The following is a 16,298-nucleotide window of genomic DNA, read 5'->3' as shown; positions in this document are numbered from 1 at the left end:
ACAGATGTGATGGCAAAAAAGAAGACTTCCGCAGCCAGGCGGTTCTCACTGGCAAACCTCAGCACCAGGGTGAAAATCGTCTCCGTTGCGGTGCTGCCGCTGCTGCTGGTGCTCGGGGTGGGCGTGCTGGCGGTCTTCAACCTGGGCCGGATGGACCAATCGGCCAAGGCGGTGGACCACACCCAGGAAATCCTGACCGGCTCGCAGTCCCTGGCCGAGGCCGCCTCGCAGATGGAGGCGGGGCTGCGCGGCTATCTGCTGGCGGGCCGCGAGGAATACCTGGTGCCGTTTGAGGATGGCAAAACCCGTGTGGCCGAAACCCTGACAAGCCTGCGCGGCCTGGCGGGGGATGATGCGGAGATGCTCGCCACGCTGGACGAGGCGGAGCAGATCCTGACCGGCTGGCAGGAGAACGTGGCCGCCGGCGCCATCGAACTGCGCCGCGAGATCGGCGACGCCATGAGCATGAACGACATGGCGGACGCGGTGAAGGAGTCCAAGGGCCGGGTCCTGTTTGAGGAATTCCGTTCCGAAGTCGGCAAGATCATCGAGGATGAGGAGGTGGAGCTTGCCAACCGCCGCAATATCTTCTCCTCGCTGGTGAATGCCGGTATTGCCGATCCCGACTATCTGAGCACCTCGCTGGAGGAAGTGGAGCGGGCCCACGAGGTGATCAGCACCGCCAAGGACCTGCTGGCTGCCGCCGTTGACATGGAAACCGGCGTGCGCGGCTTCCTTCTGGCAGGCGACCGGGCGTTTCTCGATCCCTACATGGAAGGCAACGAACGCTTCAACGAGGTTATGGCCAGCCTGCGCGAGGCGTTCACGGACAAGCTGATGCAGACCAACCGGCTGAATGCGGTGGCGGAGATCATCGGCAACTGGCGCAATGACGTGGTTGTGCCGATGCTGCAGCTGCGCCGGGTGATCGGCAGCGCCGCAACCATGGACGACATGGCAGACCTGGTGGCCGAGGGTAAGGGCAAGGAATATTTCGACCGCTTCCGCGGCACCATGACTGCCCTGCAGGCCGCAGGTGCGGAAGCCATGGCCGAACGCCGCGCCGCCAATGAGGCGCTTGGCGCCCAGACCCGGACCATGATCCCCGCCGCCATCGGCGGCGCCATCCTGATCGGTGCGGTGATGGCCTTCCTGATCGCCTCCGGCATCGCCTCCGGCATCCGCCGCATCGTGGTGTCGATGCGCGGCCTGGCCGAGGGCAACAACGCGGTAGAGATCCGCGGTCAGAACCGCGGCGACGAGGTCGGCGACATGGCCCGCGCGCTGGAGAAATTCCGCGATGAGCTGGTGCGGATGCAGGAAGCGGAAGCGCAGAAGGCGGAGAGCAAGGACGCCGAACTGGCGGGCGTTGTGCGCGAGCTGAGCGAGCGTCTGTCACGGCTGGCCCATGGCGATCTGACCATTCGCATAGCTGAGGAGTTCCCCGAGGAATACGAACAGCTGCGCGCCGACTTCAACGGCTCGGTCGACAATCTGAACGCCACCGTGCAGCAGGTGATCGCGGCCGCCGCCAGCATCCGCAGCGGCGCTGCCGAGATCAGCCAGGCCTCCGACGACCTGTCGCACCGCACCGAAAGCCAGGCGGCGACGCTGGAGGAAACCGCCGCGGCGATTGATGAGCTGACGGCCTCGGTGAAGTCCGCGGCGGAGGGCGCCCGCAACGTGGAAACCACCGTGCGCGAAGCCCGCCAGGAGGCCGAAAGCAGCGGCGAGGTGGTGCAGGAAGCGGTTGCCGCGATGAGCGGGATCGAGGACAGCTCCAACAAGATCTCCCAGATCATCAGCGTGATCGACGACATCGCCTTCCAGACCAACCTCTTGGCACTGAATGCCGGCGTTGAGGCCGCCCGCGCAGGCGAGGCGGGCCGCGGCTTTGCGGTGGTCGCCTCTGAGGTGCGGGCGCTGGCGCAGCGCTCCTCGGACGCGGCGATGGAGATCAAGACGCTGATCTCCGACAGTTCCCGCCAGGTGGACCAGGGTGTCGATCTGGTCGGCCGGGCAGGGCAGGCGCTGCAGTCGATCGTCGGCCGCGTCAGCCATATCTCGCAGCTGGTCTCGGAAATCGCCGAAGGCGCGGCGGAGCAGTCCACCGGCCTGCATGAGATCAACACCGGTGTCACCCAGCTCGATCAGGTGACCCAGCAGAACGCCGCAATGGTGGAGGAAGCCACCGCCGCAGGCCATCTGCTGAACAGCGACGCGATGAAGCTTGCCGACCTGGTGGCGCGGTTCCAGGTGGACGCCAGCGCGGCTGCGCCTGCGGCCCCGGCTGCCCCCATGGCTCCGGCGGCGGCAGACGCCCTGCCCACCGCCCATGGCGGCGAGGACTGGGAGATCGAGGCCAGCCCGGCGCCGGTGGCCATGGCCCCGGCAGACGGCAACGCCGCCCGCGATCTGTGGCAGGACTTCTGAGGCCCGCCTGAAAGGTTAAGCACAGGGCCCTCCCGCGCGGAGGGCCTTCTGCATTCTGCCGGGGAAATTCAGGGGTGACAGCCCCGCGAATCTCCGCTAGCGTCCGGCCCATGACCCGTACCTATGCCGCATTCTGGTATTTCTTTTATCCGCGCCACATGGCGGACGGAGGGGTCAGCGCATTCTGAGTTAAGAGACCGGAACGCACCAGGATACCACCAACCGCCCGCAGCCCGCAGGCGGTTTTTTTGTATCCGCCGCAGCGCCAAGGGCCTCCCGCCAAGGAAGCTGAAACATGACACCCCAGACCGAAAACCTCCGCATCACCGGCATGCAGGAACTGATCTCCCCCGAGGACCTCGCGTCGCAGCTGCCCTCGACGGCGGCGGCCACCGATACCGTGCTGGCCAGCCGCACCGCCATTCAGGACGTGCTGCACGACCGCGACGGCCGCGTTATTGCGGTGGTCGGCCCCTGTTCGATCCACGATCCCGCGGCGGCGATGGACTATGCCCGCCGCCTGGCGCCGCTGCGCGCGCGGCTGGCGGGCGAACTGGAGATCGTGATGCGGGTCTACTTCGAGAAACCCCGCACCATCTCGGGCTGGAAGGGGCTGATCAACGATCCCGGCCTCGACAACTCCTTCCGCATCAACGAGGGCCTGGGGCTGGCGCGCCGCCTGTGCCTGGACATCAACGCCCTGGGCCTGCCGGTCGGGACAGAGTTCCTGGATACCGCGGTGCCGCAATACATCTCCGATCTGGTCGCTTGGGCCGCCATCGGCGCCCGCACCACCGAAAGCCAGATCCACCGCGAGATGGCGTCGGGTCTCAGCTGCCCGGTGGGCTTCAAGAACGGCACCCGCGGCAATGTGCAGATCGCGGTGGATGCGGTGCGCTCTGCCGCGCATCCGCATCATTTCATGGCGCTGGCCAAATCGGGCCGTGCGGCAATTGCGGCCACCAGCGGCAACCCGGATTGCCACCTGATCCTGCGCGGCGGCGGCGGCACAAACTATGATGCGGCTTCCGTCGATGCGGCCTGCCAGCTGGCGGAAAAAGACGGCATCCGCGGCCATGTGATGATTGACGCCAGCCACGCCAACAGCGGCAAGGATCCGATGCAGCAGCCCGCGGTGCTGCGCGATGTGGCGGCGCAGATCGCCGGCGGCGACAGCCGCATCACCGGCGTGATGATCGAAAGCCATCTGGTGGCGGGCCGCCAGGACCTGGGCAAGGGGGAGCTGACCTACGGCCAGTCGATCACCGACGGCTGCCTCGGCTGGGAGGACACCGTGGCAGAGCTGGAGCATCTGGCCGCCGCGGTTGCCAAGCGCCGCGCGGCGGCCCCGCAGGCAGAACTGGCGGAGGCCTGAGGTTTGCCAGGGGGACAGGCCGCTGAATTGCGCGGTCTGATCCTTTATTCATCTGGCTGAAAATATCCCGGGGTGAATTGGCCGTCAGGCCAAGAGGGGCAGCGCCCCTCCGCCCCGCAGGGATGAGGCTTGCCTCCAGCCTTGCAATCCGGGCGCGCGCTCCGCATATCCTTCGGGCAGCAACCAACGGAGTCCGCATGATCCGCCCAACCCTGACCGCCCTTGCCCTGTGTCTTGCCCTGCCTGCGATGGTCCTGCCCGCCGCCGCGGAAACAAAGGTGCCGCAGAGCCAGGCGGAGATCGCGCTGGGGTTTGCGCCGCTGGTCAAGGAAGCGTCTCCGGCGGTGGTCAACATCTATGCCAAGGTGGTGCGCCAGGTGCAGCAGCGCCGCCGCTCGCCGTTCATGAACGACCCGTTCTTCGATGATTTCTTCCGCGGTTTTTCCCAGCCGCAGCCGCGGGTGGAAAACTCGCTCGGCTCCGGGGTGATCCTGTCGGCGGACGGCATCGTGGTCTCCAACTACCACGTCGTCGGCAGCGCCACCGAAATCCGCGTGGTGACCAATGACCGGCGCGAATACAATGCGCGGGTGATCCTGGGCGATAAGGCCAGCGATCTGGCGATCCTGCAGCTGGAAGAGGCTGCGGACCTGCCGTATCTGGAGCTGCGCGACAGCGATGAGGTTGAGGTGGGCGAGCTGGCGCTGGCAATCGGCAACCCGTTCGGGGTGGGGCAGACCGTCAGCAGCGGCATCATCTCCGGCTTGGCGCGCACCGGCATGGGGGCGGGCGACGGCTTTGGCTACTACATCCAAACCGACGCGCCGATCAACCCGGGCAACTCAGGCGGCGCGCTGATCGACGTCAACGGCGATCTGATCGGCATCAACACCCGCATCCTGTCGCGCTCCGGCGGTTCCAACGGCATCGGCTTTGCGATCCCGGCGAACCTGGTGCGGGAGTTCGTGGAGCAGGCGCAAAACGGCGCTGAGGAGTTCCAGCGCCCCTGGGCCGGCATGGCCGGGCAGCCGGTGGATGCGGATCTGGCTGCCTCGATGGGGATGGAACTGCCGGAGGGCATGGTGGTCTCCGACCTGCACCGGGAAAGTCCCTTTGCCAAGGCGGGGTTCAAGGTGGGCGACGTGATCACCCATGTGGACGGCGAGGTGGTGAATTCGCCCTCCGAGATGGTGTTCCGCATGTCTGTCTCGGGCTTTGGCGGCACGGCTGAAATCACCCGCCTGCGCGGGGCAGAGCGCGACGTGGTCGCAGTGCCGATGATCACCGCGCCGGACCAGCCGCCCGCCAACCCGGTGCAGCTGGATGAAAAGACCGCGCTGCCCGGCCTGACCGTGGCGCAGATCAATCCCCAGGTGATTGCCCGCCTCGGCCTGCCCTTGTCGGCGGAGGGCGTGGTGGTCACCGATCCCGGCCCCTATGCCGGGCGCGGCGGGGTGCAGCCGGGCGATGCGCTGCTGGCGGTCAATGGCAAGCCGGTGACCAGCACTGATGATGTCTATGCCATCCTGGCAAACGGCGGCCGCTGGATTCAGCTGGACCTGAACCGCCGCGGCCAGCATGTCACCCTGCGGTTCCGCACCTGATGGCGGACCTGTTCGGCAGCCCCGCGCCCGCGGACGGCGGCGCGCAGCAGGCCGGCGTGAACCGGCCGCTGGCAGACCGGCTGCGGCCGCAGTCGCTGGCGGAGGTGATCGGCCAGCAACAGGTGCTGGGGCCGGAGGCGCCCTTGGGGGTGATGCTGGCCTCTGGCTCCTTGTCCTCGCTGATCTTCTGGGGACCGCCGGGCGTGGGCAAAACCACCATCGCGCGGCTTTTGGCGCAGGAGACCGACCTTCATTTCGTGCAGATCTCGGCGATTTTCACCGGCGTGCCGGAGCTGCGCAAGGTCTTTGAGGCCGCCAAGATCCGCCGCCAGAACGGCCAGGGCACACTGTTGTTCGTGGATGAGATCCACCGTTTCAACAAGGCCCAGCAGGACGGTTTCCTGCCGCATATGGAGGATGGCACCATCCTCCTGGTGGGGGCGACGACGGAGAACCCCTCGTTCGAGCTGAACGCCGCTGTGCTGAGCCGTTCGCAGGTGCTGGTGCTGGAGCGGCTGTCGCTGGCGGACCTCGAACGCCTGACCCAGCGCGCCGAGAAGGAGCTGGGCCGCGCCCTGCCGCTGTCGGGCGATGCCCGCGATGCGCTGCACGAGATGGCCGATGGCGACGGGCGGGCGCTCCTGAACCTTATTGAACAAGTCGCCGCCTGGAAGGTGGAGGCGCCGCTGGGGCGGGAGGCGCTGTCGGCACGGCTGATGCGGCGCGCGGCCAAGTTCGACAAGTCCGGCGACGAGCACTACAACCTGATTTCCGCCCTGCACAAATCGATCCGCGGCTCCGACCCGGATGCGGCGCTCTATTGGCTGGCGCGGATGCTGGAGGGCGGCGAGGACCCGCGGTTCCTGGCCCGGCGCCTGACGATGATGTCGACCGAGGACATCGGCATGGCCGACCCGCAGGCCAATACCGTCTGCCTCAACGCCTGGCAGACCTATGAGCGGCTTGGCAGCCCGGAGGGCGAGCTGGCGCTCGCGAATGCCGCGGTCTACCTGGCGCTGGCGCCGAAATCCAACGCGGTCTATGTCGGCATCAAGGCCGCCCGGCGGCTGGCCAAGCAGACCGGCAGCGCACCGCCGCCCAAGCACATCCTGAACGCTCCGACCAAGCTGATGGCGGAGCAGGGCTTCGGAGAGGGCTATGCCTACGACCACGACGCCGAGGACGGGTTCTCCGGCCAGAACTACTTCCCCGACGGGGTGAAGCGGCCGGTGCTCTATCAGCCGGTGGAGCGCGGATTCGAGCGCGAGCTGAAGCGGCGCACGGATTACTTCGCGAACCTTAGGCTGAAGCGGAACAAGTGAAGCGGCTTTCCTGCGGGAAAGCCGCTGCCTCCGGCGGGAGTATTTGGGGAAAGCTGAAAGGGAAGGGCGTGTGCCTGCGTCAGCCCTGCACGCCGTGCAATACGGGCAAAACTTGACATCCCTGCCTGCGCCGGCGACAGGACGGGGATGATTTCTTCGGTTTCCATGGTGGCCCTTGGCGGCGCAATCGGAGCGGTGTGCCGCTATCTGTCCGGCCTGGGCATCATCCGGCTGCTGGGCCATCACGACTTCCCGGTGGCGATCCTGACAGTAAACATCCTCGGTTCCTTCCTGATGGGGATGTTCGTGGTGGCGGCAGCGCTGCGGGACCTGACCTGGCTCAGCCCGCTGGTGATGACCGGGCTGATGGGCGGGTTCACCACCTTCTCGGCGTTCTCGCTGGAGACCGCCAACCTGATCGAGCGCGGCGCCTTCGGGCAGGCGGCGCTCTATGTAGCTTTGTCCGTGGGCCTGTCGGTCGGCGGATTGTTTCTGGGCCTGATGGCCGCAAGAGGAGTGTTCGCATGAGCGGCGTTCAGATGATTACCGTCAGCGAAGACGACAGCGGCCAGCGCATCGACCGCTGGCTGCGGCGGCTGTTTCCGCATGTGAACCAGGGCCGCATCGAGAAGATGTGCCGCAAGGGCGAGCTGCGGCTGGACGGCGCCCGCGTGAAGGCCAATACCCGCGTCGAGGCGGGGCAGGTGGTGCGGGTGCCGCCGCTGGCGGACAGCGACCTGAAACCTGCCGCGCCGCGCGAGATGAAAATCTCGGATGCCGATGCCAAGATGATCCAGTCCTGCGTGATCTACCGCGACGACGATGTGATCGTGCTGAACAAGCCCGCGGGGCTGGCGGTGCAGGGCGGCTCCGGAACCACCAAGCATGTGGACGGGCTGGCCGAGGCGCTGAAGTTCGGGCTGGAGGAAAAACCCAAGCTGGTGCACCGGATCGACAAGGACACCTCCGGCGTCTTGGTGCTGGCGCGCAACCGCAAGGCGGCGCAGGCGCTGACCGCCGCCTTCCGCCACAAGAACACCCGCAAGATCTACTGGGCGCTGGTGGCCGGCGTGCCGACGCCCTACCTGGGCGAGATCAAGAACGGGCTGGTGAAGGCGCCGGGCCACGGAAAGTCCGGCGAAGGCGAGAAGATGATCAACGTGCATCCGCGCGACATCGACGACACGCCAGGCGCCAAGCGGGCGCATACGCTTTATGCCACGCTCTACCGCGTGGCCAGCCGCGCCGCCTGGGTGGCGATGGAGCCCATTACGGGACGCACCCACCAGCTGCGGGCGCATATGTCCGGCATGGGCCATCCGATTGCGGGCGACGGCAAATACGGCGGTTCCGGGCAGGAGAACCTGGGCGACGGCTGGGGGGCCTCGATCGGCGGCGTGATCTCCAAGAAGCTGCACCTGCACGCGCGCCGGATGGTGTTCGAGCACCCGGTGACCAAGAAGGAAATCGCCGTGGTGGCGCCGCTGCCGGAGCATATGAAGGAAAGCTGGGACACTTTCGGCTGGAGTGAGGACCTGGCAGCGGACGACCCGTTCGAGGACCTGAAGTGAGCGCAGAGCTGCGGCTGATCCTGTTCGACGTCGATGGCACCCTGGTCGACAGCCAGGGCGCGATCACCGGCGCCATGGCGGAGGCGTTCGAGGGCGCCGGGCTGAAAACGCCGCCGCGCGAGAGGATCCTGTCCATCGTCGGCCTGTCGCTGCCGCTGGCAATGGCGGAGCTGGCACCGGAGCAGGACGCGGAAACGCTGGACGCGCTGGTGGAGGGCTACAAGTCCTCCTACATGCTGGCGCGCGAGGCGGCGGGCGCGGCGCATTCGCCGCTTTACCCCGGTACGCGGGAGATGCTGGCAGAGCTGAACGAGGTGCCGGAATACCTGCTGGGCGTTGCCACCGGCAAATCCCAGCGCGGCGTTGACGCGCTGATCGCGGCGCATGGGCTGAGCTGTTTCGTGACCCGTCAGGTGGCGGATCACCACCCGTCAAAACCGCATCCGTCGATGATCCTGACCGCAATGGCGGAGACCGGGGTAGAGCGGGCAAGCACCGTGATGATCGGCGACACGCGGTTTGACATCGAAATGGGGCGCGCAGCGGGGGTCACCACCATCGCCGTGCCCTGGGGCTATCACCCGGCAGAGACATTGGGCGCCGATTACCTGATCCGCGATTTCGCGGAACTGCGCCCGCTGCTGGCAGAAATCTGGAAGGGCTAAGAGATGAGCGGCTGGGCACAGAAACGGTTTTGGAAAGAGGTCACCGTGGCGGAGACCGAAGACGGCTTTGCGGTGGAGCTGGACGGCCGCCGGGTCCGGACGCCCGCCAAGGCGCCGCTGATGGTGCCGACCCGGGGCATGGCCGAGGCAATTGCCGCCGAATGGGACGCCCAAAGCGAATCAGTTGACCCGAAAACCATGCCCTGCACCCGGTCGGCCAACGCTGCGATTGACAAGGTGACACATCAGCACAGTGAAGTTGCGGCGATGCTGGCTGAATACGGCGACACCGATCTGCTGTGCTACCGGGCGGACTCCCCGGCTGAACTGGCGGCCCGGCAGGCCGCCGAATGGGACCCGCTGCTGGACTGGGCAGAGGCGGAACTGGGGGTGCGCCTGCAGCTGCGCGCCGGGGTGCTGCACCAGCCGCAGGAGGCGGCGGCGCTGGCCGCGCTGGCGGAGAAGGTCCGCGCCATGACCGCCTTCCAACTGGCCGCATTTCACGATCTGGTAGGCATTTCAGGCTCTTTGATCCTTGGATTTGCGGCTGCTGCGGGCTGCCGCAGCGCCGAGGAGATCTGGCAGCTGTCGCGCCTGGACGAGCGCTGGCAGGAAGAACTGTGGGGCGTGGACGAGGAAGCGCAGGCCGCAGCCGAAGTGAAACGGCTGGAATTCCTGCACGCCAAGCGATTCTACGATTTTTCCTGAGAGGACAAGAAATTACTTTTCCACAGGGGGAACCCGAAACAAAATTCCGTGCGCTGGCCCTGCGTGCGGAATTCGTACATCGAAATTCCTGATAGCGCACTTGACGTTTGCTGATGAATGCGCCCAAACTCAGCGACGAATTAGGGGCAAACCCTTCTTCAGTCTCATATCCGGCGGGGGATCGCCGGAAAATAAGAACCGCCGAATGGCGGGCTATCAGGAAGAGGTAAATATGAAAAAATCCGTTATTTTGGGCGCAATGACCTTTGCCGGTCTTGCGGCTGGCGCAGCATCTGCCGGCACGCTGGACGACGTGAAGGCCCGCGGCAAGCTGAACTGCGGCGTCACCACCGGCCTGGTCGGTTTTGCGGCCCCGAATGCAAACGGGGAATGGGAAGGTTTTGACGTTGCCGTGTGCCGTGCTGTGGCTGCAGCCGTGCTGGGCGACTCGAACGCCGTTGAATTCGTGCCGACCACCGGCAAGACCCGCTTTACCGCGCTGGCGTCCGGCGAGATCGACATGCTGGCCCGCAACACCACCTGGACCTTCAGCCGCGACGTCGACCTGAAGTTCGAATTCGTGGGCGTCAACTACTATGACGGCCAGGGCTTCATGGTCCCGAAAGAGCTGGGCGTGTCCTCGGCCAAGGAACTGGACGGCGCCACCGTCTGCATCCAGACCGGCACCACCACCGAGCTGAACCTGGCGGACTTCTTCCGCTCCAACAACATCAGCTACGAGCCGGTTCCGATCGAAACCAACGCCGAAGCCCAGCAGCAGTACCTGGCAGGCGCCTGTGACGTCTACACCACCGACGCTTCCGGCTTGGCCGCAACCCGCGCCACCTTCGACGATCCGTCGGGCCACGTGATCCTGCCGGAAATCATCTCCAAGGAGCCGCTGGGCCCGCTGGTCCGCCATGGCGACCACGAGTGGGGCGACGTTGTCCGCTGGAGCCTGAACGCGCTGGTCGCGGCAGAAGAGCTGGGCATCACCTCGGCCAACCTGGGCGAAATGGCAGCCGGCACCGAGAACCCGGAAATCAACCGCCTGCTGGGCACCGAAGGCACCCTGGGCGAAATGCTGGGCCTGTCGGCTGACTGGGCCAAGAACGCGATTGCCGCTCAGGGCAACTACGGCGAGATCTTTGCCAAGAACATCGGCGAAGACACTCCGGTCGGCCTGGCCCGCGGCCTGAACGCACAGTGGACCGAAGGCGGCCTGCTGTACGCTCCGCCGTTCCGCTAAACACACCACCGGGAGGGGCGCAGGAGTTTCCTGCGCCCTTTTCCTATCTGAAAAAAGCTCCGGCCAGCTGCGGAGCGGGGACAACCCCGCCAGGATCAGGAAACCGGAGTCAGGGGATCACAATATATGTCAACGCTTACTGACCCGCCAAAGGAGCAGTTCCGGCTGTCCATGCTCCTTTACGACACCCGCTACCGGTCGGCGACCATCCAGGTCATCGCCATGTTCGGGTTCATGCTTCTGGCAGCCTGGCTGATCAACAACACGATCATCAACCTCAACACGCTGGGCAAACCGGTCGCCTTCAAGTTCCTGGGCGAAACCGCCGGGTACGACATCAACCAGCGCCTGCTTGACTACAACAACCAGGACAGCCACCTGCGTGCCGCCTTCCTGGGCCTCTTGAACACGCTGGTGATTGCCTTCCTCGGCTGCATCGCGGCCACCGTCATCGGTGTGCTGGTCGGCGTCCTGCGGCTGTCGTCCAACTGGCTGGTTGCCCGCCTGATGACGATCTACGTCGAGATGTTCCGCAACGTGCCGGTGCTGTTGTGGATCGTGCTGATTTTCGCCATCGTCACCGAAGCGACGCCGCACCCCAAGGTCTACAGAGGTGTCGAGACCGGCGCCATGGTGGTGACCAACCGCGGCACCTATATTCCGGAACCCCTGTTCTCCCGTTCGCTGGGTGACATTCACCTGTTCGGCAGCTCCCCTTTGCGGTTCGATGTTTCCCTGGATCTGATCGCAATCCTGGTGGTGCTTGGCCTGAGCATTTTCGCCTCCATCAAGATGCGCCAGCGCGCTGACCACATCCAGGAGACCACCGGCGACCGGCCCAAGACCTGGCATATGCGCACCGCGGTGATCGTGCTGCCGATCCTTGTTCTGCTGATCGCGCTGGGCTTCCACCTGGGGTACCCGGAGCTGAAGGGCTTCAACTTCCAGGGCGGCACCCATCTGCGCAACTCGCTGATCGCCCTGTGGCTGGCGCTGTCGCTGTACACTGCGGCCTTCATCGCGGAAATCGTGCGGGCCGGCATCCTGGCAATCTCCAAGGGCCAGACCGAGGCGGCATCCGCCCTGGGCCTGCGCCCGAACCGGACCATGTCGCTGGTGATCCTGCCGCAGGCGCTGCGGGTGATCATCCCGCCGCTGATCTCCAACTATCTGAACCTGACCAAGAACTCGTCGCTGGCGATTGCCGTGGGCTACATGGACATCACCGGCACCCTTGGCGGCATCACCATGAACCAGACCGGCCGCGAGCTGGAATGCGTGCTGATGCTGATGCTGGTGTACCTGGGCATCTCGCTGACCATTTCGGCGATCATGAACTGGTATAACGAAGCCGTGAAGCTGAAGGAGCGCTGAGATGTCTGATATTGGATTTGTCCGCACCGAAATGCTTCCTGAGAAGGACCCGCCGGCCTCCGAGGTCGGGGTCATCGGCTGGGTCCGGCACAACCTGTTCTCCAGCTGGCTTAACGCCATCCTGACGGTTCTGTCGATCGGCGCCATCTACTATGTGCTGTCCGGCGTCCTGCCCTGGATCTTCCAGTCTGTCTGGAACGCGGATTCGCTGAGCGAGTGCCGTGAGATCATGAAGGGCACCTGGGAGTCGACCCACGGCCACGCCTGCTGGGGCGTGATCCGGGAGCGCTGGCTGCAGCTGCTGTTCGGCTTCTACCCGAACCACCTGTACTGGCGCCCGATCCTGGCCCTGGTGCTGCTGCTGGCAGCCCTCAGCCCGATCCTGTTCTCGGACAAGGTCTCGTCCAAGATGCTGATCCTGACCGCGGCCTACCCCTTCATCATGCCGTTCCTGATGTGGGGCGGCACCATCTGGGGGCCGGTCTGCGCCGCGCTGGGTTTTGTCATCGGTTTCCTGATCATCAAACACGCCGCCGCGGCGATTGGTGAGCTTTGGGCGATGATTGCCGGTGTTGCAGCCGCGCTGATCTGGTGGTTTATCCTGGCGGGCCCGGTTGCCGGGGCGCTGTCCTCGGTGCTGCCCATCGGCATCGAAGCGGTCCAGAGCCGCCAGTTCGGCGGCTTCATGCTGGCGATCATGCTGGGGGTCGTGGCCATTGGTGTCTCGCTGCCGATCGGCATCGTGCTGGCGCTCGGCCGCCAGTCCGACCTGATCATCGTCAAGTACATCTGTGTCGGCTTCATCGAGTTCATCCGCGGCGTGCCGCTGATCACTCTGCTGTTCGTGGCGTCGCTGCTCTTGAACATCTTCCTGCCGCCGGGAACCAACTTTGACATCATCCTGCGGGTGATGATCATGATGACCCTGTTCTCCGCCGCCTACATGGCTGAAGTGATCCGGGGCGGTCTGGCTGCCTTGCCCAGAGGCCAGTATGAGGGCGCCGACTCGCTCGGCCTCAACTACTGGCAGGCACAGCGCCTGATCATCATGCCCCAAGCCCTGAAAATCTCCATTCCGGGCATCGTGAGCACCTTCATCGGGATCTTCAAGGATACGACCCTGGTATCGATCATCGGCCTGTTCGATGTGATCGGCCTTGCCAGCGCGATCCGCGCAGACACCGCATGGAACGGCATCTACTGGGAACTGTTCGCGTTCATCGCGGTGCTGTTCTTCGTCGTCTGCTTCTCCATGTCCCGCTATTCCATGTACCTTGAGCGCAAGCTCAAGACGGACCACCGTTAAGGAGTTCAACATATGTCTGAACTTATGTCTGACCGCGCAATCGACCGCTCCAAAATGCAGGTGAGCGACGAGGTTGCCATCGAAATCACCAACATGAACAAGTGGTACGGGTCCTTCCATGTGCTGCGCGACATCAATCTGACCGTCAACCAGGGCGAGCGGATCGTGATCGCGGGCCCGTCGGGTTCCGGCAAATCCACCCTGATCCGCTGCCTCAATGCGCTGGAAGAGCACCAGCAGGGCAAGATCGTGGTGGATGGCACCGAGCTGTCCAACGACCTCAAGAACATCGACAAGATCCGTTCCGAGGTCGGGATGGTGTTCCAGCACTTCAACCTGTTCCCGCATCTGACGATCCTGGAGAACTGCACCCTGGCGCCGATCTGGGTCCGCAAGACGCCCAAGAAGGAAGCCGAAGAGCGGGCGATGCACTTCCTGGAGAAGGTGAAGATCCCGGAGCAGGCCCACAAGTACCCGGGCATGCTGTCGGGCGGCCAGCAGCAGCGTGTGGCGATCGCGCGCTCGCTCTGCATGATGCCGCGCATCATGCTGTTCGATGAACCGACATCGGCGCTCGACCCGGAGATGATCAAGGAGGTGCTCGACACCATGATCGAACTGGCCGAGGAAGGCATGACCATGCTCTGCGTGACCCACGAGATGGGCTTTGCCCGCCAGGTGGCGAACCGGGTGATCTTCATGGATGCGGGCCAGATCGTGGAACAGAACGAGCCGGAAGAGTTCTTCAACAACCCGAAGAGCGACCGCACCAAGCTGTTCCTCAGCCAGATCCTGGGCCACTGAGGCAACGCATGGCGGTGGGCAGAATTGCCCACCCTACGCGGCATCACCAAACGGAAAGGCCGGGCAATGCGCCCGGCCTTCTTCGTTTCAAAAGCCCAGATCAGGCCGGATTGGGTCAGGAATGGCTGGCAAACACTTCGGTCGTGCCATCGGCCAGGATCAGCAGGGTGTCGAACGCCTCGCGCTCGCCGCCCATCTCCATCCCCGGCGAGCCGATCGGCATTCCCGGCACCGTCAGCCCCAGCGCCGCGGGCTGTTCCGCCAGCAGCCGCTGGATGTCTGCCGCGGGCACATGGCCCTCGATCACGTAAGGCCCGGCCATCGCGGTGTGGCAGGAGGCCAGATCGCCGCTGACGCCCAGCCGCTCCTTCATCGCCCACAGGTCGGCATCCGCCACATTGCGCACCTCGGTCTGGAAACCGGCGGCGGCCAGATGATCGGCCCAGGCGGTGCAGCAGCCGCAGGTGGGCGACTTCATGATGCGGATGGTCTCCGCTGCCGCGGCGAACCCCGGCAGGGCGGCGAAGGGGAGGGCGGCTGCGGCCAGCAGCAGGGAACGGCGGTGCATGACGGTCTCCAGTCCGGCAAATGTCTGTCCGGCTGATTATCTAGTCACGCATGTGCGCGGGCGCCAGAGGCCTCCTGCGCGGGATGCGCTGCCTTGCCGCAGGCACTACTCGCCCAGAAGCTCCCGCGGGACCGCGAAATCGATCACCCTGCCGCTGCTCCAGGTGAGGTCCTTCCAGCTGCCGATGTCGAACTCCACCACCAGCGTGGCACCGGTCGGGTAGTCGTCGAAACGCGAATGGTCCGGCGGGCTGGACACGATGGTGTGGGCAAAGGCGGCGATGCCGGGGTTGTGGCCGATCAGCAGGACCCGCTTCTGCTCCGCCTCGCTCAGCACCTTGAAGATGATCTCGGAGTTGGCATGGTACAGCCGCTCGGTGATCCGCGCGGGCACCCCCAGCTCCATCAGCTCGCAGGTTTCGCGGGTGCGCTGCGAGGAGGAGGAGATCACCTGATCCGGCAGGTAGCCGTTGTCGCGCAGCCAGGCGGCAATGGCCGGGGCGGAGCGGCGGCCGCGCTTGTTCAGCGGGCGGGCGTGGTCGCTGGGCACATTGGTGTCCCAAGCGGATTTGGCGTGGCGGGTCAGGATCAGGGTACAAGTCATTGCGGGTGAAAATGCCTCATATGGTGTGCGGTTTGTTCCGGGTTCCGGCGGGCGGTGCGGCTCAGCGGGCAGGCCAGCCGGGAAAGGCAGCCGCCGGTCATGCAGCCGGCACCTGCGCGTGTGTCGAGATAGCCGTGGCAAGCCGCCAGGTCGTAGGGGGCTCCGTCCGACAGCGCCGAAACCGGGCAGGCGGCAAGGCAGGGACGGGAAGGGCAGCTAAGGCAGGGCGACTTTGCCAAAGGCGGAGGGGGGATGTCAAATTCCTGTTCAAAATGAATGGCCCCCCGCAAGGAAATCATCATGCCGGCCTGATCATGCACCATCATCTGTGACGGCGATGTGAAAAACCGGCCCGACGCCAGCGCCCAGTTGATGAAGGGCGTGTAGGGCGGCCCGCCGAACGGAAAATACGCGCTGCCGCCCAGGGTTTCTGCCAGCGCCCCGACCACCCGCGCTGACCAGCGGTCGACCGGGTCCGGGGCGCCGTCGCGGTATTCCGGGGCAGCCTTCAGCAGCGGCCAGAAGCTGCTGTCCGTGCCCAGGAGCAGCAGGGTGCCGCCCTCCAGCGCCTGGACCGGCTGGCGGGCGGGGTGCAGCGCACCCTGGACGGCCAGCCCGGCCTCTGCCGCGGCGAGCAGCGCAAACAGGGCCAGAAAGATCGCAAGGCGGATCAGGGTTTCATGCTCCATAACGCCAGCGATGCGCAATATCGGGCC

15 protein-coding genes are annotated in these 16,298 nt (G+C 65.4%); 12 read left to right on the top strand and 3 right to left on the bottom strand.

The features are described 5' to 3' along the window. Positions 1-9: 9 nt before the first annotated feature. The 12 genes from LHL23_RS21690 to LHL23_RS21635 all read left to right on the top strand — a co-directional run bounded on the left by LHL23_RS21690 (position 10) and on the right by LHL23_RS21635 (position 14,411). Entirely contained in the window at positions 10-2,433 is a 2,424-nt protein-coding gene (locus LHL23_RS21690) for a CHASE3 domain-containing protein (protein ID WP_226431524.1), read from the top strand. A gap of 295 nt (positions 2,434-2,728) precedes the next feature. After that, positions 2,729-3,808 (top strand): 3-deoxy-7-phosphoheptulonate synthase, encoded by a 1,080-nt coding sequence (locus LHL23_RS21685; RefSeq protein WP_226431523.1) that lies wholly within the window; start codon positions 2,729-2,731, stop codon positions 3,806-3,808. Between the two features lie 197 nt (positions 3,809-4,005). Continuing rightward, positions 4,006-5,412, top strand: coding sequence for a trypsin-like peptidase domain-containing protein (locus tag LHL23_RS21680; protein ID WP_226431522.1), 1,407 nt, complete (start codon positions 4,006-4,008; stop codon positions 5,410-5,412). Next, the gene (locus tag LHL23_RS21675; RefSeq protein ID WP_226431521.1) at positions 5,412-6,734 is read left to right on the top strand and encodes a replication-associated recombination protein A; all 1,323 of its coding nucleotides are present in this window, start codon (positions 5,412-5,414) and stop codon (positions 6,732-6,734) included. Before LHL23_RS21680 ends, LHL23_RS21675 begins: the two co-directional genes overlap by 1 nt. A gap of 147 nt (positions 6,735-6,881) precedes the next feature. Further along, positions 6,882-7,262 (top strand): fluoride efflux transporter CrcB, encoded by a 381-nt coding sequence (gene crcB / locus LHL23_RS21670; protein ID WP_222480445.1) that lies wholly within the window; start codon positions 6,882-6,884, stop codon positions 7,260-7,262. Continuing rightward, positions 7,259-8,305, top strand: a complete 1,047-nt coding sequence (locus LHL23_RS21665; protein ID WP_222480443.1) for an RluA family pseudouridine synthase — start codon at positions 7,259-7,261, stop codon at positions 8,303-8,305. Before crcB ends, LHL23_RS21665 begins: the two co-directional genes overlap by 4 nt. Next, complete coding sequence (locus tag LHL23_RS21660; RefSeq protein WP_222480442.1) at positions 8,302-8,970, top strand: HAD family hydrolase; 669 nt, start codon at positions 8,302-8,304, stop codon at positions 8,968-8,970. Before LHL23_RS21665 ends, LHL23_RS21660 begins: the two co-directional genes overlap by 4 nt. A 3-nt stretch (positions 8,971-8,973) precedes the next feature. Continuing rightward, entirely contained in the window at positions 8,974-9,678 is a 705-nt protein-coding gene (locus tag LHL23_RS21655) for an ATP12 family chaperone protein (RefSeq protein ID WP_222480440.1), read from the top strand. Positions 9,679-9,910: 232 nt separating this feature from the next. Further along, complete coding sequence (locus tag LHL23_RS21650; protein ID WP_222480438.1) at positions 9,911-10,927, top strand: amino acid ABC transporter substrate-binding protein; 1,017 nt, start codon at positions 9,911-9,913, stop codon at positions 10,925-10,927. 126 nt (positions 10,928-11,053) lie between these two features. Continuing rightward, the gene (locus LHL23_RS21645; protein WP_222480436.1) at positions 11,054-12,301 is read left to right on the top strand and encodes an amino acid ABC transporter permease; all 1,248 of its coding nucleotides are present in this window, start codon (positions 11,054-11,056) and stop codon (positions 12,299-12,301) included. 1 nt (position 12,302) lies between these two features. Next, positions 12,303-13,607, top strand: a complete 1,305-nt coding sequence (locus LHL23_RS21640) for an amino acid ABC transporter permease (RefSeq protein WP_226431520.1) — start codon at positions 12,303-12,305, stop codon at positions 13,605-13,607. 12 nt (positions 13,608-13,619) lie between these two features. After that, positions 13,620-14,411 (top strand): amino acid ABC transporter ATP-binding protein, encoded by a 792-nt coding sequence (locus LHL23_RS21635; RefSeq protein WP_039173494.1) that lies wholly within the window; start codon positions 13,620-13,622, stop codon positions 14,409-14,411. Between the two features lie 115 nt (positions 14,412-14,526). On the opposite strand, the gene LHL23_RS21630 is transcribed toward LHL23_RS21635, so the two are convergent. The 3 genes from LHL23_RS21630 to LHL23_RS21620 form a co-directional block, all read right to left on the bottom strand. Continuing rightward, positions 14,527-14,979, bottom strand: coding sequence for a DUF411 domain-containing protein (locus LHL23_RS21630; protein ID WP_226431519.1), 453 nt, complete (start codon positions 14,977-14,979; stop codon positions 14,527-14,529). Positions 14,980-15,084: 105 nt separating this feature from the next. Further along, a complete protein-coding gene (locus LHL23_RS21625; protein WP_226431518.1) occupies positions 15,085-15,582 on the bottom strand; it encodes a SixA phosphatase family protein in 498 nt (165 codons plus the stop codon). After that, positions 15,579-16,271: a ferredoxin gene (locus LHL23_RS21620; RefSeq protein WP_226431535.1), complete on the bottom strand. Its 693-nt coding sequence runs from the start codon at positions 16,269-16,271 to the stop codon at positions 15,579-15,581. Before LHL23_RS21620 ends, LHL23_RS21625 begins: the two co-directional genes overlap by 4 nt. Positions 16,272-16,298: the final 27 nt, after the last annotated feature.

Origin of the sequence: Leisingera sp. McT4-56 (assembly GCF_020514995.1) — a bacterium.
Taxonomy (GTDB): Bacteria; Pseudomonadota; Alphaproteobacteria; order Rhodobacterales; family Rhodobacteraceae; genus Leisingera; species Leisingera aquaemixtae_A.
The sequence above is the reverse complement of the archived record's forward strand: the minus strand, read 5'-3'. Positions and strand labels throughout refer to the sequence as shown.